16 protein-coding genes are annotated in these 22,585 nt (G+C 44.9%); all 16 read right to left on the bottom strand.

Going from position 1 to position 22,585, the window contains the following annotated elements:
* Positions 1 to 35: 35 nt before the first annotated feature.
* The 16 genes from E6W40_RS11665 to E6W40_RS11585 all read right to left on the bottom strand — a co-directional run bounded on the left by E6W40_RS11665 (position 36) and on the right by E6W40_RS11585 (position 22,551).
* The gene (locus E6W40_RS11665) at positions 36 to 1,838 is read right to left on the bottom strand and encodes a sensor histidine kinase (RefSeq protein WP_136605618.1); all 1,803 of its coding nucleotides are present in this window, start codon (positions 1,836 to 1,838) and stop codon (positions 36 to 38) included.
* Positions 1,839 to 1,860: 22 nt separating this feature from the next.
* Positions 1,861 to 3,297: a response regulator transcription factor gene (locus E6W40_RS11660; RefSeq protein WP_136605617.1), complete on the bottom strand. Its 1,437-nt coding sequence runs from the start codon at positions 3,295 to 3,297 to the stop codon at positions 1,861 to 1,863.
* Positions 3,298 to 3,538: 241 nt separating this feature from the next.
* Positions 3,539 to 5,134: an extracellular solute-binding protein gene (locus E6W40_RS11655; RefSeq protein ID WP_136605616.1), complete on the bottom strand. Its 1,596-nt coding sequence runs from the start codon at positions 5,132 to 5,134 to the stop codon at positions 3,539 to 3,541.
* A gap of 176 nt (positions 5,135 to 5,310) precedes the next feature.
* Positions 5,311 to 6,183, bottom strand: coding sequence for a carbohydrate ABC transporter permease (locus E6W40_RS11650; protein ID WP_136605615.1), 873 nt, complete (start codon positions 6,181 to 6,183; stop codon positions 5,311 to 5,313).
* A gap of 14 nt (positions 6,184 to 6,197) precedes the next feature.
* Entirely contained in the window at positions 6,198 to 7,109 is a 912-nt protein-coding gene (locus E6W40_RS11645) for an ABC transporter permease (RefSeq protein WP_136606951.1), read from the bottom strand.
* 416 nt (positions 7,110 to 7,525) lie between these two features.
* On the bottom strand, positions 7,526 to 7,753 hold the full coding sequence (locus tag E6W40_RS11640; protein ID WP_136605614.1) for an XRE family transcriptional regulator: 228 nt from the start codon (positions 7,751 to 7,753) through the stop codon (positions 7,526 to 7,528).
* A 270-nt stretch (positions 7,754 to 8,023) separates the two neighbouring features.
* Positions 8,024 to 8,287 carry an HPr family phosphocarrier protein gene (locus E6W40_RS11635; protein WP_136605613.1) on the bottom strand — a complete coding sequence of 88 codons (264 nt, stop codon included), beginning with the start codon at positions 8,285 to 8,287 and terminating at the stop codon, positions 8,024 to 8,026.
* Positions 8,288 to 8,290: 3 nt separating this feature from the next.
* The gene (gene ptsP, locus E6W40_RS11630; protein WP_136605612.1) at positions 8,291 to 10,015 is read right to left on the bottom strand and encodes a phosphoenolpyruvate--protein phosphotransferase; all 1,725 of its coding nucleotides are present in this window, start codon (positions 10,013 to 10,015) and stop codon (positions 8,291 to 8,293) included.
* 63 nt (positions 10,016 to 10,078) lie between these two features.
* The gene (locus tag E6W40_RS11625; protein WP_136605611.1) at positions 10,079 to 11,215 is read right to left on the bottom strand and encodes a mannitol-1-phosphate 5-dehydrogenase; all 1,137 of its coding nucleotides are present in this window, start codon (positions 11,213 to 11,215) and stop codon (positions 10,079 to 10,081) included.
* Positions 11,212 to 11,649 carry a PTS mannitol transporter subunit IIA gene (locus E6W40_RS11620; RefSeq protein WP_136605610.1) on the bottom strand — a complete coding sequence of 146 codons (438 nt, stop codon included), beginning with the start codon at positions 11,647 to 11,649 and terminating at the stop codon, positions 11,212 to 11,214. Before E6W40_RS11620 ends, E6W40_RS11625 begins: the two co-directional genes overlap by 4 nt.
* Positions 11,650 to 11,655: 6 nt before the next feature.
* A complete protein-coding gene (locus tag E6W40_RS11615; RefSeq protein WP_168928896.1) occupies positions 11,656 to 13,818 on the bottom strand; it encodes a BglG family transcription antiterminator in 2,163 nt (720 codons plus the stop codon).
* Positions 13,819 to 13,904: 86 nt separating this feature from the next.
* A complete protein-coding gene (locus E6W40_RS11610; RefSeq protein WP_136605608.1) occupies positions 13,905 to 15,359 on the bottom strand; it encodes a PTS mannitol transporter subunit IIBC in 1,455 nt (484 codons plus the stop codon).
* A 464-nt stretch (positions 15,360 to 15,823) separates the two neighbouring features.
* Complete coding sequence (locus E6W40_RS11605; protein ID WP_168928895.1) at positions 15,824 to 16,186, bottom strand: phage holin family protein; 363 nt, start codon at positions 16,184 to 16,186, stop codon at positions 15,824 to 15,826.
* Between the two features lie 401 nt (positions 16,187 to 16,587).
* Positions 16,588 to 17,436, bottom strand: coding sequence for an AraC family transcriptional regulator (locus E6W40_RS11600; RefSeq protein WP_136605606.1), 849 nt, complete (start codon positions 17,434 to 17,436; stop codon positions 16,588 to 16,590).
* Between the two features lie 314 nt (positions 17,437 to 17,750).
* Positions 17,751 to 18,068, bottom strand: a complete 318-nt coding sequence (locus tag E6W40_RS30025) for a GNAT family N-acetyltransferase (protein ID WP_246072967.1) — start codon at positions 18,066 to 18,068, stop codon at positions 17,751 to 17,753.
* Between the two features lie 700 nt (positions 18,069 to 18,768).
* A complete protein-coding gene (locus E6W40_RS11585; RefSeq protein WP_136605605.1) occupies positions 18,769 to 22,551 on the bottom strand; it encodes an S-layer homology domain-containing protein in 3,783 nt (1,260 codons plus the stop codon).
* Positions 22,552 to 22,585: the final 34 nt, after the last annotated feature.

The following is a 22,585-nucleotide window of genomic DNA, read 5'->3' as shown; positions in this document are numbered from 1 at the left end:
AGCTCCGTTCTCAAAAATCGGAAATGTGCTACCCATCAAATGTGAGGGATCTTAACGAGAACCGTAGTTCCCCGACCGATCTGACTTTCTATTTCCACTCCATAGCCTTCTCCGAACAGCAGCTTTATCCTGTTATGTATATTGGATAGACCGATATTTTTGCCATCCAAACTGTTTTTCATTCTCTCCGAATATTCCATACTCAGCTTCGCTTTAATGCTCTCGAGCTCGTCTTTAGCTATCCCTTTTCCGGTGTCGGACACTTGAAAACATACATCTCCATTAGCATCAATATGACCGCTCACACGAAGATAACCCCCTGCATCCATCCTTTCAAGCCCATGATATACAGAATTTTCAACAATGGGCTGCAAGATCATTTTAGGTGTTTTCATTTCCAACAGTTTTAAATCCACATTTATTTCCATCAAAAACTTGTTTTCATATCGAATGGAGATAATATTCATATATGCCTTAATACATTGAATTTCTTCATTAATTAAAACAAGCTCATCTTTTTTAATGCTATATCGAAAGATCTTGGACATGGATGAAGTAATCTGCGCGATTTCATTGATGCCGTATTCAAGTCCGATACTGCTTATGCAATTTAATGTATTATACAGGAAATGCGGGTTGATTTGACTTTGCAGGGCCGAAAATTCAGCCTGTTTTTTGCTGAGCTCTGACTCATACAATCTTACCTGCGTATTTAATATATCGCTTGACATCTTTTCCATTTGGTCAACCATGCTATTGATATCATAGGCCAATACGCCAACTTCATTGGTGGAGCGCACCTTTATCCGGAATCCTATATTTCTTTTACCAATTTTTTTCATATCGGCGACAAGCCCCATAACAGGCCGTGTCAGATTATTCAAGAAAAAGTATCCCAGAATCATCATACTCAGAATGATACCAATTCCTGCTATAATACTCATGTTTTTAATATCGTTCATGTCGGTTGTTAATTCGTGCACCGGAATAATACTCACGATCCGCCACCCCTTAGCCTGCTCCAAGCCTTTTTCCTGAACGATGACGTCTTTCCCGTTTATATTTGTTTTGACGCCATTGGTTAAACTACCCCGATCTACGGAGAGTATATCCTTAAATAGATTACCACGGTAATATGCGTTATTTGATACAATGACCTCATTTCGGCTGTTTAACAGATACAAAGAAGAGTTGGGCGTCAAATCGGTATTTTCAACAAGTTCTTGCAGCTTTTCCGTATTCACCATAACTGAACAATAGCCGGTTTGCTCAGAAAAATGAACCCCGCCAATAGATTCAATAATCGGGGCTATATAAAAGAAATATTCACTTCCTGTTTTTTCATCTTTTAAAATATTTGTAAATGTTCCTTTTTTAACAGACTCACTATCGTTTTTATATTGCTTGAAAAATTTATCATATTGATTTGAGTAAAAGATGTCACCCTTTGCTATAGCTAAACTGTAAATTCGTCTTCCTTGATTGTCATTAATAACAATTCCATCCACATAGGAATTAAAGGACCTCATATATTCCATGAGATCAATGACATAGGTGCCGAAATCAAATACCCTTTTATAATCATCATCAGCAGTGGTAAATTCTTGGATCTTTTTATTATTAACAGCAATGTTTGTACTAACTTCAATATCGTTAAAACCGGAATCTATCTTTTGGCGTGTTTGTTCAATGATTTTATTTCCATAATTGACAGCTCTTTTCTGGGTCAGATTATAGAAGCTGTAATAGAAATAGAACTCCATCGTTGTGAATATAATTATCGAAAATAAAAAAATGATTAAAATCTGATGTTTGAGTTTCATTCTACTAATCCGCATACTCCCACTCCATCCCAAACCATCAACTTTTTCTGAATTTCGAAGGTGTAATCCCGCACTGTTTCTTAAATACTTTATTGAAATAGTAGTAATCCGCATATCCTACTTTTGTTGCAACGTCTTCAATGGACAACACTGTATGTTTCAGAAGCTCACAAGCTTTTTTAATCCTCAATTCAGTAACATATTCCGAAAAGGTTTTGCCCAAATTTTTCTTGAAAAGCTGGCAGCAATACACTTGGTTAATAAAAAATTTTATGGATAAATCTTTAAGGTACAACCTATGCTGAAAATGATTGTCAATGTACTTCACCATCTGGGTAAAATAAGAGTTGATATCACCTTCATTGATAGACTGGCTGTTCAACTGCTTGATGTATATAAAAATGTCATTCAGAAAAAAGCACAAGGACTCAAAGTTTTCAAAGCGCTCTTTTAGTTCGGAATAATTAAGGAAATCAAGCTCCATGTATCTCAGCTCTTCGTAATAGGTACTAACCAACAGACTGACCACTTGATTCCATAAGTGAACCAGCTCTCCCATGCCTAAATGATTCTGCTTGAAGAAAGACACGAGTCTTTCAATGATGTCATCCATTTCTTCAAACTTATTCTCTTGAATAATAGATGAAATTCCATCAATAAAGGGCTTAACCACATTAAGCTTTGGCTCATATTCAAATATCCCCCTTTCCTCATTTAAAAAAATTTGTGATACTGCGAGATCTGCTTCCTTGATAAGCTTTGCAATATTTTCACAGTTAGTTGAAGTGCTGCTGATACCTACTGCTTTTATATCTGATCCCGTGAAAACTGCACAATTTAATCGATCATCCAAATCAGATCTTTTGTCACTTTTGAGAATATATAGCGTCTTTGTTGATCCAAATTCAACTTCCAATGTATGTTTACGATCGAAGAACTTTAAGTTTCTATAATCCTTGCCCTCGCTACTTGAATAAATGATAAGTACACGAAAGTAAACGTCAGATGAATGGTCGAAAAATGGTGTTAAACGATTTAATTCACTTTTATCAGCTGAGGTTAGCGCCTCTAGGATAAGGTTATTTTTGCTGCTTCTCTTTTTAGAAAAGTGCAAGGCCAGCTTGTCTATCAATGGATCTGCTGTCTCAATGTCCATTGGCTTTAAGCAATAATCCAGCGCACCATACCTTAAGGCTTCCTGCGCAAATGTAAATTCAGAGAAACCGCTTACAACAACAAACTCAACATCCATCCCTTTTTCTTTGGTGAGCCTCATTAGATCAAGACCTGAAATTTCAGGCATTCTTATATCTGTAAAAACCAGATCAGGACGCTCCTTGCTTATAAACTCCATTGCCTTATGAACGCTAGTAAATTGGCCTGTTATCTCGAATCCATATTTATGCCAGTTAAATGCATTCCGAATGCCTTTTATAGCCCAAGGTTCATCATCTATAATAATAACGCTATACATAAGTAACCCCCCCTAGATATCGGATTCCATAAATCCCACACGAAGACAATGGCATTATACCACCGGGCAGGACAGAGAAAAAATATATTTGTGTCCTGAAATTTGATTCGGTCATGGTACTAAGCGTTCCGTAGTAAAAGCCTATGGATATAACGCCGTTATGTCCACAGGCTTTTTACTCAACATCGTTTTTTTCATGTAAGCCGTTGATAGATCAACGGCCAATATGAACATTGTTGTGTTATTGTTTCTTATTTGCTTGCATATCCTTATAGATTTTCACATTTTCATCCATAACAGCCTTCCCGCCTGCTGCCATATACTCTGCAACCAACTTATCGTACAAGCTGTCGAATTCCGAAGGCTTACAAACGATAAGTTTATCCGTCATTTGATTGTTCATATCCCCAAGCGTTTTGCCGAATTTAATATTGGACTTATTTGGCGTATCAAAGAAGAAGCCTGTGTATGTGTCTGTCGTATTTATTTTGTATGATTGTTCTGCAACAGCTTCGAGTCCGGGAGCCGATGCAGCTAATGCCTTAATATTCTTCTGAGGGTCGCCAAGCTCCACGCCATTTACAACCAGTGTATAATCAAGATTTAGATAACTGGTTTGCATGTTATCCCCAGTTTGATTGATCACCTGCGGAATACCATTAACCATCTTGTGATTAACCCCTTCCTGTCCGTATTGCAGGAAGAATAATACTTTAGGGTCGGACATCCAGTTAAGGTATTTAATTGCCAGTTCTGCATTTTTACTGCTCTTCGGGATAAAGAGGCTTACACCGTTTTCATTGTACGCAATTTTCTTGTATTTTCCTTCATCATTCTTAAAAGTGTCAATAGGAACAAAGTTTGCACTAGGCACATTTGCCTTTAAAGGCTCACTGATATTTTGACGTAGCGGATAATCCCAGTTTGCACTGAAGAATCCGACTTTACCGTTGGTCACGTCAGCATCCGCTTGCTTTGCTGTTTTGTCTAAGGCGAAATCAGGGCTGATTAATTTTTCATTATAAAGCTTGTTGAGGAACTTGAATGCATCCTTGTTTCCGGGTTTTAGCCAGCCTGGAGTTGTAACGAATTCTTCCTCCGACTGTTTCCCCCAGAAAGAGTCAATTAAATTTCCATAGCCATAATTCATACCGGTTGCGGCCACTCCCCAAGGAATAACACCATCTACGCCACCCGGATTTTTATCTCGGAATGCAATTAAAGTATTATATAATTCATCCCTTGTAGTAGGAATTGGCATTCCCAATTTATCCAGCCAGTCCTTTCTAATAAACATGCCAATCCATGCTAGTGAAGTTCTTTTGGCAGGTATCGCCATTTGTTTCCCATCAAAAGCTCCATAAGAAAGAACTTTTTCCCCCAGATAGTTAGTCAAATCCTTACCGTTATTATCCAACAAATCATCCAATTGCATAATGCCATTCATGCTAGAGTATCTTGAGACTGTTGCACTGTCATAAGTAAAGGATATATCGGGTGCCTCTCCCGCTGCCATCAATACATTGAGCTTATCGACTTCCTGCGACCTGGGTACCGGAACAAATTTCACAATAGCATTGTTCTGTTTCCCAAAATTATCATTGATATACCTTGTCCAAGTATTATTGTTCAAATCCGGCTGTCCCTGTATGCCTCTGTCAAATACTTCAACCGTAAGGGTAACCGGCGAATCTGAAGACGTGGCTTCTGTCTTTGACGTGGACGTCGTTGATGATGTTGACTGGCTTTCTTTTGTCGTATCGCTGCCACATCCTGCCAATGTACCTGCTAATAGCGCCAAGACCGGTAATAGAACCATCATTATTTTACTTTTCATATTTAACCTCACTTTTCAATTAGTCATTTCGAAGCCATATAGCTATTAATTATCGTTCCTCTCACGAGCTGCTTCCCATAAAGCTTGAGTTTTTTCTTCCTGACCGTCGACAAAATAATCACCCCCTTTAGAGTCGATTAATCTCTTGACAAGCAATATGAGCATACGAATACTCGTCAACCCTTAATGGCCCCCGTCAATACACCATCAACAAAATATTTTTGAAGTTTAGGGTAGACAACTAAGATAGGAACAGTTGCAAACATGACACTCGCCGCTTTCAATGACTCAGGAACTATAAAGGCGCCAACACTGCCTTCACCTTGCTGGGTATCTAGTTGTTGATTTGCCGATATGATTTGGTACAGTTTTAATTGGATCGGATACAAGTTCTTGCTTGTGATATAAAAAAGCGCGTCCTGAAAACCATTCCATCTATCAACCGCATAAAAGAGGCTTAACGTTGCTATACAAGGCAAAGATAGCGGTAGAACAATCCGCATAAGGATTCCAAGATCATTACACCCATCTATAGATGCCGATTCTTCCAAGCTTTCCGGAAGTGAGGAAAAAAAGGTTTTTAGTATGATCACATTAAAAACACTCATAGCTCCAGGCAAAATCAAGCTCCCGACCGTATTGATCAAATCCAGGTTTTTTACTAGAAGATAGCTAGGTATTAAACCTCCACTAAAGTACATGGTAATGACCATGACGGTTAATAAAAAATTTCTTCCCTTTAATCTTTTCTTTGTAAGCGGATACGCTGCACATATTGTTAAAAACATACAGAAGATTGTATATATAATCGTAAGCACAATGGTATATCCGAGTGTATAAATCATTTCAATATCGCTTAAGATCGTCTTGTAAGTTTCGATTGTGAACTCTACCGGCCAAAGAGAAACCTTCTGTGAAATAATTGCATTATTTGAACTTAATGAAAGCGCAATCATATACAAAAATGGAACAAGACATATAATCGCTACTCCAGAAATGAAGATAATAATCAATAGATCAGCCCAATTCATTCTAAGCCTGTTGCTCATCATAGTCACACTCCTTACCAAATTCCATGCTCACCAATTTTTTTAGCAATAAAATTTGCTGCCACTAGTAATATCAACCCTACAATAGATTGAAATAATCCAACTGCGGTTGCCTGCGAAAAATCCCCGGACCCGATTCCTATCCTATACACATAGGTACTGATGACATCGGAGTATTCGCTCACCAAGGAATTCCCCATAACAAACGGTCGATCGAATCCTATCGAGATCATTCTTCCAATTTGCAAAATAAGCAACATAATAATCGTAGGCTTAATCCCAGGCAAAGTAATATGCCAGATTTTACGGAGCCTGCTGCACCCGTCCATATCTGAAGCCTCATATAAATCCTTATTGATTCCGACAATTGATGCTAAATAGAGGATGGTCCCCCATCCTACACTTTGCCATACCCCAACACCTACATACATGATCAGCCAGTTCGTTTTTTGAGAAAGAAACTCAATGTTACCCAAACCAAGGCTGGACAAGACGCTATTCGCCATGCCGCCTGAAGAAAACATCAGGTATACCATCCCTCCAATAATGACCCATGATAAGAAGTGAGGTAAATATAGAATTGTTTGAGTTAATTTTTTTAATCTTACATAACGGAGCTCATTCAATAAAATGGCCAGAATGATCGGTGCCGGAAACCCCGCTACCAGATCCAGAAAGTTTAAAGCAAGTGTGTTTATAAGAGCTCGATAAAAACTATTCTGATGAAAAATGAAATTGAAGACATCAAGCCCAACCCACTCGCTCCCGCTAATTCCCTCAAAAATGTTATAATCCTGGAAAGCCATCAAGACACCGTAGATTGGCGCATATTTAAATATGATGATATACGCCAATGGCAGCAGTAAAAGTAGATATAAGAGAGAATCTCTTTTTATACTATGGAAGCTGCTTATTTTTTTCTTCATTGGGAGATTGTTTTTATTGTTGTCTAAGACCGTTTTCACTTCTATCACCCCTTTATCAGTATGATTTAACAAAACATCCGCCAGTAGAGTAATTCACGCTACACATATGAAGATATCTCGTATCCATAATTATAGGCTCAACAATTTTTAATAAAATGTATTATATTAAAATTAATTTGGTACTTATTTAATTTTTAGTAACGAGGGAAATAGCCATTTTTATGGCAACTTCTACCCGATCATTGTAAAAAGTAAGCAGTGCCGAGATGCCGGAATTCAAAAAGGAAGATACAGCTCATAGAATGACTCACATTTTTCAAACAAATGTAAAAAGCCTTACTACACAGAAATTGTAGTAAGGCTCTGACTATTTAAGATGAAATTTAAACAACTTTATTATCTGGAGCAGGTTCTTGTCATTTTGATATCGGTACTTGCGGAATTAATTCATACAGGGCGCGTACATCGCAACCGATGGAGTCGGCGATCGATAAGGCAATTTTGAGCGGCATGACTCTTTTGTTATCCATAAAGTCGGAAATTCGTTCCGGTTTAAGAAGCAATTCTTTTGCCAGCGATTCCACTGTTTTTCTGGATTCCAGAAGTCGTTCATGCAGCAAGCAGCGTCCAAGCTCAAATTTCATGAAGAAATGCCCCCCCGTGTGCAATAATATTCAACTTTAAGTGTTGTCCATTTTCAGTATGGATAACCAAGACTTTTAGCGGTAGCCGCCATCACTAACCTGCACTTTAGTTCAACAACAACAGCAGCCATATTGTTTTATCGGTCAGGTCTTTGCTGAATAGATCTCAATTGGGCAGCCCTCAAACCCAAAAATCCGCTTGAATTAAAAAAAACATCCAGCCTATGGGACATTTCCCACTTTGAACTGGATGTTTTTTTGAATAATCGTCTATTCCTCGTAAATCTTGGTCATCATTTGACCAAGCTCCTTCAGAGCCATTTCTTCCTGTTCGCCGTCGGTTTCCAGCCTGATTTCGTCACCGGCCGCAATGCCCAAAGTCAACAGACCGAGAGTACTTTTTCCGTTAGCTTTTTTCTCGCCTTTGAAGAGGGTTACTTTACAAGGGAAGGTAATGGCCTTTTCCACGAAAAGCTTGGAAGGACGGGCATGAAACCCTTGTGGGTGGATGACAGTGAAAGTTTCGGTTACCATGATTTATGCTTCACTCCTAAGTTGTTGGTTTACAAAATCAAGTACTTCTTGCTGTGAACTCATGCCCAGAGCTTGCTCGGCCAGACCAGACCATTCATCCTTGGACAACCGGGTCACCAGCTCTCGTGCCGGAAGTACAGATGATGAGCTCATGCTGAACTCATGCAATCCCAGGCCGAGCAATAGCGGAATGGCAGCCGAATCCCCGGCCATCTCTCCGCACATGCCTACCCATTTTCCGTGACGTTCTGCAGCCTGAATCACGAGCTGAACCAGCCTTAGAATCGAAGGATGATGCGGCTGATACAGATAGGATACCGATTCGTTCATGCGGTCCGCCGCCATTGTGTATTGGATGAGATCATTGGTGCCGATGCTGAAAAAATCCACTTCCTTCGCCAAAACGTCGGCTGCGAGTGCCGCGGCGGGAATTTCGATCATGATGCCGACTTCCAGCGTATCCGATACCGCGATTTCTTCCTGCGCCAGTCGAACGCGTTCTTCTTCCAAGATCCGTTTGGCTTCCCGAAGTTCACTCAATACGGCGATCATCGGAAACATGATGGCCAGTTTACCATGCGCGCTTGCCCGAAGCAGCGCCCTCAGCTGGGTACGGAACAAGTCTTCCCGGTCCAGGCAGAGACGGATGGCACGAAGGCCAAGGAAGGGGTTCATTTCCTTCGGAAGCTGGAGATAAGACAGCTCCTTGTCTCCGCCAATGTCCAGCGTGCGAATCACGACGCGTTTGCCGTTCATTTTCTCCAGAACATGCTTATACACGGTAAACTGTTCTTCTTCGGATGGAAATGTGGAACGGCCCATGTACAGAAATTCCGTGCGAAACAATCCGATGGCATCGGCTCCGTTGGCCAACACCTTTTCCAGATCATCAATGCCTCCGATATTGCTCGCCAGTTCGACATGAACGCCGTCGGTAGTTACTGATGAACGTTCCAGATAGCTGCGCATACGGATTTTGTACTCTTCGTATTCCCTCATACGAACCGAATACTCTTCGAGCTGATCAGCCGATGGGTTAACGATGACTTCTCCCAGGGTTGCATCCAAAATGACCGTGTCTCCCGTGCGAATTTCGGATGCTTCAGTACCGGTGCCTACTATGGCCGCCAGCTCAAGCGAACGAGCCATAATGGCGGAATGGGATGTAAGGCTCCCGATTTCCGTCACGAAACCGCGCACGAATTCCAGGTTCAGTTGTGCCGTATCCGAAGGAGTAAGGTCTTTGGCGATCACAATCGTTTCTTCGCTCAGTTCGTAGAGCGCACTGTGTTCACGTCCCTCCAGTTTGCTGATCACCCGTCCGGTAATGTCCTTTACATCCGCTGCCCGTTCGCGCAGCATCTCATTGTCCATGGACCGCAAAGCTTCCATGATTCCGGATGCCACTTCATATAACGCATACTCTGCGTTGACTCCTTCGCTGTCGATCTGGTCCATTGCAGCATCGATGAGGTCCGGATCGTCCAACAGAAATAAATGGGCCTCGAATATTTCCGCCTTCTTCGGTCCGAGCCGCTCCAGCGTCTGCTCGCGTATCCGGTCGATATCGGCTTTCGCCGCTTCGACGGCTTCCTTTAAACGCTGTTTCTCGGCTGCACTGTCTTCCACAGCTTTCCGCTGCGGTACGGATTCATCCTGTTCCAGCCGGTAAGCCTTGGCAATGGCAATGCCTGGAGAAGCAGGTACACCTTTCAGCAGATTGCTCATTCCAATACCTCCTTATTTTACGATTGTTTCAGAATCGAATCATTTCATTGATAAAATTGTACATTATTGTTCATAAACAAACATGACACGCTGGGTTAGCACATGCGAAGCATCAAGCCCGCTCACCTCGGTAAAGGCTTCGCGAACCCCCTTTTCCGCAATCAAGCTCTGCAGTTTCACGGCTTCAGGATCTTCCTTATAGTCGAATTTAAGGGCAAGTGCCATAACCTTGGTCAAATGCTCCGTGCTGCCGCCCTGCTCCAAAATCCGCATCGCCGGCCGGATCAGACGATCATCCGGTGAAAGCTTGCGGATTGGCGAACGCCCAACCCGGACGACCTCGTCGCTCAGATAAGGGTTGCGAAAACGATCCATGATCTTGCGGATATAGTCTTCATGCTCAGATGCATCGAATCCGTAATCGCGAACCAGCATGCTTCCCGTTTCCTGCAGAGCTCCATTCACGAGGCCGATGACTTCCTCGTCCTTCATTGCTTCCTGGATGGTTGCATATCCTATGTGATAGCCCGCATAGGCTGCACTGCAGTGGCCCGTATTTACGGTAAAGAGCTTACGTTCAATATAAGGAATCAGATCATCTACGTAGTGAACGCCGCTGATCTCCTGCGTGTCCGGGAACATTTGCGATCGGTTGATCACCCATTCGTAAAAACGTTCTACGGTGACGGCAAGCGGATCTTCATGATGCTGAAGAGGTACGATGCGGTCCACTGCCGAGTCCGGAAAAGCGACTAATAAAGCAGCCTTTTCCTGCTCTTCTGCTGATAGCAGATTCATGACATGTTCTTTCAGCTGTGTGCTGGCTCCAATGGCATTTTCGCAAGCAATGACATGGAATGGAGATCCACCGCGCTCCATGCGCAATCGGATTCCTGCGGCGATGCCGGGAGCGATGTGCTTAAGAATCGAAACACCGACTGCTGTCGTGATCAAGTCGGCGGTAGCCACCGCCTCGGCCACCTCAGCGGAATTCCGGCCATCTATAGCGTCAACGCCGTGGACGGGAATTCGCTCCCTACTTTCATCTGCGATAGTAACTTCGTAGGAACCGCGTTGTTGCAGCGATTGAACCAAAGACTCGTTGACATCGGAGAATATGACTTCGTAACCTGACTGGGACAGCAGCAGCCCGATAAAACCTCTCCCGATGTTGCCAGCGCCGAAATGAAGAGCCTTCATTCTTCCATCCCGCTTTCAAAAATCGCAAGGATTTCTTCAGCCGTTTTGGCAGTACGAATGCTTTCCATGCTGTCTTCATCTGAACATACCATAGCGACGCTAGTCAGAATATCCATATGCTCTCCGTTCTGGGCCGCAATTCCGACGATCAGTACGGCTTGCTCATCCCCGCCGAAATCGACGCCTTCGGGAATTTGCAGCACGGCAAGCCCAGTAGACTTGATCATTCCTTTCGCTTCATTGGTGCCATGAGGAATGGCGAGTCCCGAACCCATATAGGTGGACAGCGCGTTTTCACGTTCGATCATTTTCTCAATATAATCCTGATCCACATGCCCCGCATCGACCAGCATTTGGCCTGCCTGGCGAATAGCATCATATTTGTCGGATACCTTCACGTTCAACCGAATTTGATCTGCCGATAAAATACTCATAGATGATCACTCTCTCTCCAGTTTGTTTTCTAAGAATGCGCGAAGATGGGCGGACATAATATCACGGATCCGCTGTTCCCGGCCCTCGGCCAGCGCTTCGATCATCTCACTGTCCAGCAAGGTTGCGCTGATCTCGCTCAATACTTCCAGACTCTCCCGGGACAGCTGCTTCGGGGCAAGCATCAGCAGAAAACGTGATAGTTCAACCGATTCCAAAGCGTCCATCTTCATTCTTTGATCTAGTTCAAACAACATTAAGACAGGTTCCTTTACAACATCTGATCGGGTATGGAACAGGGCCAGTTCCGTACCGGGAAGCAGCTGCGTCCCGTTCTGTTCGCGCTCCAGCAGCAGCTTTACGACAGCTTCGGGATCAAGGACTGCGTTCTTGAGCTGCGGATGGAAGCAAGCAGCCCGCAAGCACTTTTGGAGGTCCGGTGTTCCTTGTGTTGCCAACGGAACAACCCGGAAAGCTTCCAGCAGTTCGATGCTTTGCTGCACGGCCCTGTTTAAGGAACGTAGTTCCTCCATATGAAGCATGCCTGCCGCCTCACTGTGACCGGCAGGTGGTTTCGCTGCAGAAGGGCTGAACTCTTCGAGCCCTGCCAGCTGTTTTTTATTAGCTATGAATATATCCGATGACTGCGACGTGCTGCGCCTGTGGATATAATCCCTTAGTTTTTCGGCTTCAGCCGGGGTAAGCAGCGGACTTAGTTTTAAATATTGTTCTTCAGGCAAAGGCAGATCCACAGTGCTGATGATCAGATCATAATCAGATCTTGGAATTCGGGTCGCTTCATACCACGAAGCTTGTTCCACGATGTTCAGGTGCGGGAATTCTCTTCCCAGTCTGACCGCAAGCATTTTGGATGAACCGATCCCGCTCGTGCATACGATCACTGCACGCATATTTTCGTGAATCTGTCCGAAGCGTTCCCTTGAGGCTCCGAAATGCATCACCAGAAAGGCGATTTCCTCGTCTGGAATATCTAGGGACGTAAAACTGGCATCAGCTGCTTGCCGGACGAGTCCAAACAATTCCGAATAGTCCTTGCGGATCGTATCCAGCAGCGGATTACGGATTCGCTGCCCCGCAGCAATCCGCTCCATTGCCGCCTTCAAATGAACAAACAATCCGTCCCGGAGGGAACGGTCCGCCGTGTAATCGTTAGCGTCAAGCTCCCCCATTTTGCGGATAAGAGATCGGACCGTTCCGGACAGCTCCAGGTCATCGGCTGCCAGCGCCTCGCTGGAAAATGCATAGGCTCTTTCCAGTAACTCTTCGGTATATTTTACTTCTGCCGCAGGGTATGTCAGCTGCAGCGCATCGCCTAGCTGTCGGCATAGCGCATCTACCGCTTCCTGCTTGAAACGCCGAGTGGTTCTAGGACTGCCGAACCGCCTCAAATTAGCAAGCCGATCGGCTTCCGCTTCTCTCACTTCCGATCCAGAATGGAAACGTGAAGCCGCAATGGACAACCGGATCAGCAGATCGGTATATGCTTCCTCTCTGAATGAGTCTTCCTGATGGTGCTCCTCCCACTTCCACAATATTTCCTCAATCAACGTAACGAAGTCGACGCCGGCCATTTCGGCTACGCGTCTATCCACGGGATGGAGCGACCTCCGGTCTGCCCCGACGATCAGCGACAAGTCATCCAGCCGGAAATGCACGAGGTTGCGTATCGCTTCACGTAGCAAAGGCTCGGGCCCGTTAATATCCACGCCGTACCCGCGCCGGCGAATGAGCAGCAATCCCTGTTTGCTGATCCAATCCGTCAGATCGTCCAGATCTGCACCAACTGTCGGCACTGTCACCCTCATTTCATGCGCCAGCGTAAATAGTTTTACCGGTTCATGGGAAGCGAGCAGTCTGCTGAGCAGGTAAATTTGCCTCTCATCCGCCGAGTATTCCACATCGAAGGGGATAAGGAGTTCCGAACGGATCTTCTCGAATCGTTCGGGCTCGCCTTCCACACTCAGACCGGAACCGGCCTTTCGGTGAAGGGTAATGCCTTGCCGATGCAGGTAACTCTCTACCGCATCCAGTTCCCGGTGTACTGTCCGCGGGCTGACACGGATGATGCGGGCCATTTCCGCAACCGTGGTTTCATAAGGGCTGCGAAGGAGTAAATCCAGAATCTGTCTTATGCGGTTCGTCAATTCCATCGATAATACCCCTCCAGAAACGGCCGCAAAAGGCGCTTGGATGCCAGCCGTTATGACCGCATCCATTCGCCTTTTGCGTTGTATAGTTATTTCAGCCGATCGACTAGATCGTCATATTCCGGACTCTTCAAGAAGTTGTCGATGGAAATATGCTCGGCTTGTGGTGCCACTCGGCGGGCCCGTTCTGTCAGTGTTTTATGAGTCACCACGATATCCGCGTCAGACGGAATGTCACTGATCGCCGTATTGGTGACTTCAATAGGGGAGCCCGCCGCTTTCATCTTTTTGCGCAAAATGGAAGCACCCATCGCGCTCGAGCCCATGCCTGCATCGCAGGCAAAGACGATTTTCTGAACATCTTCCTTACTCTTATGTCCTGCATCAGTGTCTGCTGCTGCAGAAGCCGTCGCTGCAGCTGCAGCAGTAGAAGGCGTACCAGCGGCTTTCATGTCTTTCATCCGCTTTGTTGCTACTTCCAAATCCTCTTCATCTTCTTCCGTCTTCTTGCTGGTCTTCAACAGAAGAGCAGCTACGACAAAGGATACGATCGCAGCGGTAATGACACCGCTCAGCACCGGCAGAATTTCTCCGCGAGGCGCCATGGCCAAGTAAGCGATGATGCTTCCCGGAGATGGTGGTCCGACCAAACCGGCGTTCAGCAGCGAGAACGTGAACGTTCCAGTCACGCCTCCTGCCATGGCAGCGAGAATGAGGCGCGGGTTCATCAGAATGTACGGGAAGTAAATCTCGTGAATCCCGCCAAAGAAATGAATGATTGCAGCCCCTGGAGCGGATTGACGGGCTGAGCCCCGCCCCACGATCATGTAGGCCAGCAGGATGCCAAGTCCAGGTCCCGGATTCGATTCGAGCATGAACAGGATCGATTTGCCTGCGCTTTGCGCCTGTTCAATGGCAATCGGGCTCAGAACGCCGTGGTTAATGGCGTTATTCAGGAACAGCACCTTCGCCGGCTCAATCAAGATATTGACCAGAGGAATCAGGTGATGATTCACGAGAAACTCGACGCCCGAAGAAAGAACATTCGTGACGGCCTCAATGATGCGTCCTACGATCGAGTATGCGACCATGACGAGCGCGCCGCCGATGATGCCGAGAGAGAAGTTGTTGACAAGCATTTCAAAGCCGGATTTGATTTTGCCTTCCACGGCTTTATCGAATTGCTTGAGTACCCAAGCAGCCCCCGGTCCGACGGCCATCGCCCCCAGGAACATCGGAATGTCGGTTCCGACAATGACGCCCATGGTGACGAGTGCCCCGATAACGCCGCCGCGCTGTTTATGCACCATCGTACCGCCGGTATAGCCGATTAACAGCGGAAGCAGATACTTGATCATCGGGTCGACAAGCTTGGCGAAGTATTCTTGAGGAATCCAGCCTGTCGGAATGAAAAGTGCGGTAATTAAGCCCCATGCAATGAACGCTCCTATATTCGGCATGACCATGCCGCTCAGGAAACGTCCGAATTTTTGAACTCCCACCCGTGCGGATCCGGATGCGGTGGAAGAAGTGGACTGGGCCATAAGGATAACCTCCTTGTATAATTGTGTCGAACGTAATATTTCAATATGCCGTTCGCCCTATACTCATCGTAACGGACATCAATTTGACACTCAACAAAATGAAAACGCTATCTTGTCAGCATCTCTACTGACAAGAATTTATTAATCCCGAAGAAAACCTGAATTCACGGTACTTTGACCCTTAGGGAGATCTGAATAAAATGGTTATTTCTCGGTGCCAAAAGTCACTTCAATTCATTTTCTTTCTCCCATGGTTTATCACTTCGTTCCAACTGCGCTCATGGCCTTGGCATACTTATAGAAGCCTACGACGTTTGCGATTTCGGAATCATTTACAACTTTCGAATATTCATATTCTTGATGTATTCTTAGCTTTAGCATCTTGTCCATTTGATCAGCCCGTTACTTCAAATAGAAAAAGGAAGCAGCTGCCGGTCGCGGCGAACTGCTCCTTGGTTATTTCACTAACGTTCCTTGTTGCTTTTTACTTTTACAGTAAAGATGCTTAATATAATGGCAAGAATCACATATGTCCAAAATCCATGAATTTCGAATCCCGTTAAATACTTATCAAGAAGCCATAACTTTATTGGTGTCAATACAAGTGAAGCTGCCACTAACAATGGAGTAGTTAAACAACCAATCCCAATTACTATGGAAATCATTGAAACTGTTAATAAAAAAACGTAAATGAAACTGATAACAAACATAAGCACTGTTGCAAGAATCAATGTTTGTGTATCCGAAATGGATATATACTGATTGAAGTTTTGACTCCCACACCAAAAAACAAGAAATGTAACCAGTAAGTTAAGTAAGTTTCTCAAATACAGTCCTCCTTGCTATCTACTGTTAAAATTAGTCTTTCATGACCTATTGTACTGACCACGATATACTTGTTTAATTTTACCATTTAATTACTTCTTTATAATATTTCAAGCAATTCTTACAAATTAAATAATGCAGTTGGACATTACATACTATTATGAAAATTTCTTTCGTCACATGATTACTTCAATAAACCAAAAGAGGAGCTGCCTGATGCAAGCTCCTCAGTATCGTGTCCCGTTAGCGCTATACCTACATTTCCGTTTCAGCAAATGCCCATGAAAAAGAAAAAGGACGCCCACAACCTTGCGGGCGCTCTCCTTTGATTCCGGCGTTCTGATAAAGTATGTTCACCCTAAACACCTCGTTCGGTACATCGAATGCCGCATGAAGTAACAAGTTATTTTTTCTTCACCGGAATCCAAATCTCCCCCGAAACATACTCTGCCGTTCCATAATACATTTCGAAACTAGGGCCTTCAAGCTGTTCGTATTCTGATGTCGGAAACCATTCGGAATAAATCCGTCCCCATAGCTTTATTAAATCACATTGCGGTTCCGGGAAAATCGCCCACGTTAGTGCCGGGACAGAAAGTTTTGTAAATCTCTCCGGAATTTCAAGCCCTTTTGGCAGAAAATAACTCACCATGTATTTAAAAGATATTCCAGTATGATCAAATAAGGCAGCGTGCAAGATGGTGTTACTAAAGCGTCCCAGTAATCCATTTATCCCTTCAACACTGCCATCTACATCACATTGTTGACGGAATTGAGCAACTTCAGCATATACTTTTTGGGGATCGGAATTGACCAGACCATAAGCTCCAATCATCTCAAAAGGCCCTTTTGATTCAATGCGGTAGTTCATTTCGATATCTCCTTTAATTGAAATATGAAAGGACATTCGAGGATAGGCTTTTAGAGAAACGCCTTTATCGCGCGCAGATATCGGCATGATCCCATGAAGATTCTTAAACGCCCGTGCAAACGCTTCTGGCGAATCATATCCATATTTCATAGCTACATCAATAACCTTTGTATCTGTTGTTTGCAGTTCAAATGCTGCCAATGTCAACCGTCGACGCCGAATATACTCAGATAACGATACTCCAGTAATAAACGGAAACATTCGTTGAAAATGGTAAGTAGAGCAACAGGCTCTCTGCGCTATTTCATCATATGAGATATTGTCCGCTAGGTTTGTTTCGATATATTCCATGGCGCTATTCATCCTGTCCAACCAATCCATCGTTTTCCCTCCTTTCCAGATAAATTTTATGACAGATACAAAATGAATACCTTGCATTTTCTGCACGAAAAAGTCAGCATGTCGAAGATAATATAATTCTCCCTCTATTGTTATGTTCATCGCCGAAAAGAATTATTATATCGCCATGATTGCTCTATAAAACATCAATTGGGCACATCTCCTGAAGTCGATCCCAACATATCCAATGTATTAGATACTTTGAGCTATGCTGCCCCGTAAGTTGAGTAAAGGCAGATTTAAGTGATCGTTGCACTTGCTGTTGCATATTAAATTATCGTTTCCCATTAGCTGAACTATCTCTTTCTAAGTTTGTAATAATTGTACTTCCTATTTTCAATCTCAATATTGTTTTGAAATTCAAAACCACATTTTTGTATCACATTATTCGATGGAACGTTATATATCTGAGCTATAGCGATGAGATCCTCGACATTGGTATTTTTAAACAAATAGTTAAATAATCCTTTTGCGGCTTGAGTCGTGTAACCCTTGCTTGTATGGTCTTTTGAGATCCCATAAAAAATCTCTTTATTGGGTGATGGCACTTTATCCAATATTCCAGTACCGCGCACGCCGATAAAATTACCAGTCCCCTTGGATATAATACCCATTAGTAAATGGTAATGTCCTATATCTCCATCTTTTGATACAGCATTTAGAAACCGCTTGTTATGGGTATTTCATAATTCGTCATTCATTCTTCCCGTTGTTCTCTGGATACGTTCCAATCAATCAGAAATTCATGAAAATGAGGTTGCCGGGTAATGTTCTGTAGTTCATCTAGATCTTCAACCATATGCTCTCTCAAAATTATATCTTTGCATTCTATAGTAAATATTTTTTTTACTTATATTTTGTAGGTTACTCATTGATATCCTCCTAATACATGGTTACCATCCCCCGTCGGGATTCTTACAAAATACAATAAATCCGACTAGTAAACCCTCCGAATATATTGCACGCAACTCAAAATCGTCAACAAATTTAGATTCTGCAATCCAATAAACAATAGGAGCTGGAAACACACTAATTCGTTCTTGCTTTACATTTATCTTGGTACAATCGTACCAGTTGTCAATTGATATTGGCTTTAATTCTACAACCACATAAAATCCTCCAGAGAATTTGATATCACAGAGGCGCAGATTCTTAAAGGAATATGATCTTCTCCTGTGACAACAAAAAAAACGCTAAGCCAGTCTTTATTAATGGCTTACCGTTTTTGTCGTTAAAATGTGATTGTGAACAACCATAGAAATAGATTAGGACGCGACGTGGCTAGAAGTAACTCTACAAGCGTTCATCCCATTATTAATCTTCCTTATGATCGAGCATTCGTAGGAGCATGATCGTCGCTTCCACCCGCGTCGCCGTTTCATTCGGTACAAAACGGTTCTGGCCGCGGCCATCCACGATACCAAGCGCGTGAATCGCTTCTATCGCGTCTTTTGCCCATTGTGGAATTGATTCGTCGTCAGCAAATCCGGTCGATGCATCATGTGCGTTACTTTGTAGCTTGAGCGCCCGGGCGATCATGACTGCCATCTCTGAACGGGTAATGTGGTCATTCGAACAGAATCTGCCGTCTGTATATCCATTTACAATACCCGATTGAACCGCCTGTGAAATGGCCTGCTTTGCCCATTTGCCGATTTGATTTTGATCGGCGAATGTCAGCGAGGTCCCATGTCCCTTCAGTTTCAAAGCACCTACCACCATAACCGTAAACTCGGCGCGGGTGACGGGATCATTCGGTTTGAATGCTTCATTCGGATAACCACTGACAATGCCTTTCGCCGCGGCACGATAGATGTCACTCTCCGCCCAGTGTCCAGCGATGTCGGTAAAATGGATGACCGGTTCAGATGGCTTTGGTGTTTCACGACGAATGGTCAGCGTATACTCCTTCTTGCTTCCATTCTCAGCCTGTACGATAAACACCAGCTTATTGTTGCCTTCCTCCAGTTGCACCGTGGTACTGTCCGTGAACAACTTATCCTCTAACATCACTTTCGCCGCGGAGTACGCCGGTTTTGCTACAATTTCGACCTGCCTGGCTTCCGTTCGGGCTGTATAACTCGTCGTACCGGCAGCAAAAGATGGGCTGAGATCCAGCTTCTCATCCTTATACTGTACCCGTAATTCTTCCAGGTCAGCGTTACTGGATAACTCTCGCCCTTCTTTGGAAACACTGCCTCCGGAACCACCGCCTCCACTTGAATCGCTTGGTGCTGGCGGGACTGTAGGCTGCGGTGTTGTATCCGTGATGGTAATCTTCAACGTCTGTACCGGTCCCGCACTGAAGGCAAACATCAGTTCCGACTCGCCTAACGGCTGAGCCGACAAATACTCTTTCTTGATCGTTACCGTATTCCCCGATACTTTATAGTCGGCATTCTCGTTCAAGACCTTCTCGTCATTGCGGATGCTGATCAGCGAGTTCACGTATACCTCCAACGTCGTCGTCACATCGGCAGGCGCATACTTGTCAAAGCTCCCCGTCGTCGGATCGATCATGCCGTTTGGTGTCCACTTCGCGAACAGCGTCAAGTTGGACGATCCCATCGTAAAGGTGTTCTCCTCAACATAACTTGTTCCGCTGCCGTTGGAGGTAAGACTCCATCCTGTGAACGAGTAGCCTTCTCTCGCCAAATTTCCTGAATTGCCTTGCACCGTAACGAATTCTGCCGGTTTATACGTCCGGCCGTCCTTCGGCACGGTTCCCTCGGTCGCCCCATTCTCGTCGTAGGTGATAATGTAAGGCGATACCAAAACCGGATACCCGTTGTTGATCAACGAATTCATGCCCCATACATGATCGAAATCCCAACCCGACGCCGTAAAGGTGGATTTGGTTCGCATCTCGTCGGTCGTCTTGGGTGTTCCATTGCCGGATTGTCCGGTCGTTTCGCTATTATAAAAGCTGGAGGTTATTGTTGGTCCGAAGGACCTTCCAATCAGCCCTCCGACATCCATGCCCCCATATACGCGGCCAACGGCGTAAGAATTACTGACGCTGCCATAATGCCTGCCCACGAGTCCGCCAACCTCGTACTTGCCATTCACGGAACCGGTGGCGTAAGATTGGCTCACCGTGCTTTGGTTGTCATTACGTCCCACCAGTCCCCCGACGGCACCTATACCGGTGACGTGACCGATGGCGTATGATTGCTTCACCATGCCGCGGAGGTCATTTTGGCCTACCAATCCGCCGACATTTTCGTTGCCGCTCACGCTCACCGACGAATAAGTATTCTCTACCGTACCGATAACGTTATATCCCACCAGTCCGCCAGTATAGTCACCGCCTCTGACGGAGCCGTTCTCCAGTCCCACATTGCGAACAGTACCGCCGTTGCCGACAGAACCGAACAGTCCGATTTCCGCTTCCGAAGGGCGATTGATAGAGAGCCCGATGATCTTATGCTCACCGCCGTCAAATGTACCGGTAAAACGCTGACTCTCCGTACCGACCGGCTCCCAGCCCTTGCCTTCATTAAATAATTGTCCAAGCGGATCTCCTGTCTCTAGGGTCAAATCGATGTCGTTGCCCAGCTTGTAATGGCCCGACAGATTATCGCGGATCACATTCAACTGTTCCGGCGTCGTAATCAACCAAGGGTCTTGTGGCGTCCCGTTGCCTCCGGCAAATCCTCCATCACTTGATGCTCTCGGTGTCGCCGTGGCTACATTAGAGAAGTCGCTGGCATTTCCTGTTGCATCGACAACTTTGACTGCAAACGCATAGTTTGTTCCATTCGTCAATCCGGTAACGGCATAGGTATTCGCTGTCACATTGGATTGGACAAGTCTCCAGTTCGCCGGATCGGCAGGTGCGGCAGTACCTTGGTATTGATATACAGCATAGGTGACGGTTCCCGCTGCGGCATTCCAATTCAATGTAACCTGACGATCTTCTTCTGCAGCAACAAGTTGCTGTGGAGCATCAAGTATATTGGACTTATTCACTACCTGCGTTACGGTAAACGTCGCGTTCGCCATGTTCGTCGCCGATACCGTACCCTCTGCCGTATACGTTCCTGCGCCCAAACCGTCTATCGTTTTCACAGTGAAAGATGTAGTAGGCATTGCGGCTGTTAACGTTGTCTCCGTAGGCGGCGTGATCGCGAATTTATCGGCATCCGCGCCACTTAAATCCACAGACAGATTCTCCAAATTGCCCGTACCCGCTCGCCGGATGTCGATGGACTTCGTCTCCTGCGTTCCAGGAGTGTAGCCTTCCGTCAGCGGCGTAAGCGTCTGGTCTGTAATCGAGTCAATCGCGTACGTCGGTGCCTCTGTCACTAGGATAAGAATCGGTTTGGTGTCCCGGCCGTTATTCACATCCGTCCATTGCCCAGCAATCCATTGTTGTTTATCGAACCCCACATTTATGAAATGGATGCCTATGGATGTTGGTGTATACGTCGCGGTGGAACTGGCACCGTTATCATGGAACGAACCCGAAACGCCATCCGTCGCCCAGCTTATCGGAACGTATTTCTCGTCTCCATCGGTAACGGGAGCTTGAGATTGCCGGTCTCCGGAAGCGGTAATCGTAACCGGCGAGCCGACCGTAACGCTTGTTTGAGATGCGCTGACACTGTTGTTAGCGGGATTCGCCGGCTTCGGCAGTGCTGGCATGACCATGATTGTGATCGTCCTAAAAGAATACGTGTAAGCTGCCCCTAACTTCCAGTCGCTTCCATCCCACGTATGTTCTTTAAAATAAACATACAATTCATATTGCCCAGGTTTCGTCGTCGTGAATACGGAGGTATACACTTTATTATTAGGATCAAATGAAAATGCCTCATTAGTTATTTGAGGGTCGCACGTGTAACAATCAAAGTGTGTCGGGATGTCTTTTTTATCCCCGGTTTCCACACCTGGTTCCCCTATCCGATCGCTTACCGCGAAGAGCGTAACAGACTCTCCTGCAGGAATAACGAGTGCGTTTGCGTATACGGAGTTTTTTGAACTGTCATAGGCCCAAGCGAGTTGTTGATAAAAGGGAAAATTAGAAAATAGCATAGATATCATCATGATGGTGAAAATAATGGTTTTGACAAGTTTTCGTTGTCCAGTCTTCAATGCAATCCCCCTCGTATCATAGTTTTTGACGCAA

The organism is Paenibacillus dokdonensis, assembly GCF_004916975.1.
GTDB classification, from domain to species: domain Bacteria; phylum Bacillota; class Bacilli; order Paenibacillales; family Paenibacillaceae; genus Paenibacillus_AQ; species Paenibacillus_AQ dokdonensis.
This window is presented reverse-complemented; position numbering and strand designations above follow the sequence as displayed.

Excerpts from the sequence above, each read along its gene's own strand:
- E6W40_RS11665 (WP_136605618.1), bottom strand. The coding sequence starts at position 1,838 with ATGCGGATTAGTAGAATGAAACTCAAACATCAGATTTTAATCATTTTT.
- E6W40_RS11660 (WP_136605617.1), bottom strand. The coding sequence starts at position 3,297 with ATGTATAGCGTTATTATTATAGATGATGAACCTTGGGCTATAAAAGGC.
- E6W40_RS11655 (WP_136605616.1), bottom strand. The coding sequence starts at position 5,134 with ATGAAAAGTAAAATAATGATGGTTCTATTACCGGTCTTGGCGCTATTA.
- E6W40_RS11650 (WP_136605615.1), bottom strand. The coding sequence starts at position 6,183 with ATGAGCAACAGGCTTAGAATGAATTGGGCTGATCTATTGATTATTATC.
- E6W40_RS11645 (WP_136606951.1), bottom strand. The coding sequence starts at position 7,109 with ATGAAGAAAAAAATAAGCAGCTTCCATAGTATAAAAAGAGATTCTCTC.
- E6W40_RS11640 (WP_136605614.1), bottom strand. The coding sequence starts at position 7,753 with ATGAAATTTGAGCTTGGACGCTGCTTGCTGCATGAACGACTTCTGGAA.
- E6W40_RS11635 (WP_136605613.1), bottom strand. The coding sequence starts at position 8,287 with ATGGTAACCGAAACTTTCACTGTCATCCACCCACAAGGGTTTCATGCC.
- ptsP (WP_136605612.1), bottom strand. The coding sequence starts at position 10,015 with ATGAGCAATCTGCTGAAAGGTGTACCTGCTTCTCCAGGCATTGCCATT.
- E6W40_RS11625 (WP_136605611.1), bottom strand. The coding sequence starts at position 11,215 with ATGAAGGCTCTTCATTTCGGCGCTGGCAACATCGGGAGAGGTTTTATC.
- E6W40_RS11620 (WP_136605610.1), bottom strand. The coding sequence starts at position 11,649 with ATGAGTATTTTATCGGCAGATCAAATTCGGTTGAACGTGAAGGTATCC.
- E6W40_RS11615 (WP_168928896.1), bottom strand. The coding sequence starts at position 13,818 with ATGGAATTGACGAACCGCATAAGACAGATTCTGGATTTACTCCTTCGC.
- E6W40_RS11610 (WP_136605608.1), bottom strand. The coding sequence starts at position 15,359 with ATGGCCCAGTCCACTTCTTCCACCGCATCCGGATCCGCACGGGTGGGA.
- E6W40_RS11600 (WP_136605606.1), bottom strand. The coding sequence starts at position 17,436 with ATGGATTGGTTGGACAGGATGAATAGCGCCATGGAATATATCGAAACA.
- E6W40_RS30025 (WP_246072967.1), bottom strand. The coding sequence starts at position 18,068 with ATGGGTATTATATCCAAGGGGACTGGTAATTTTATCGGCGTGCGCGGT.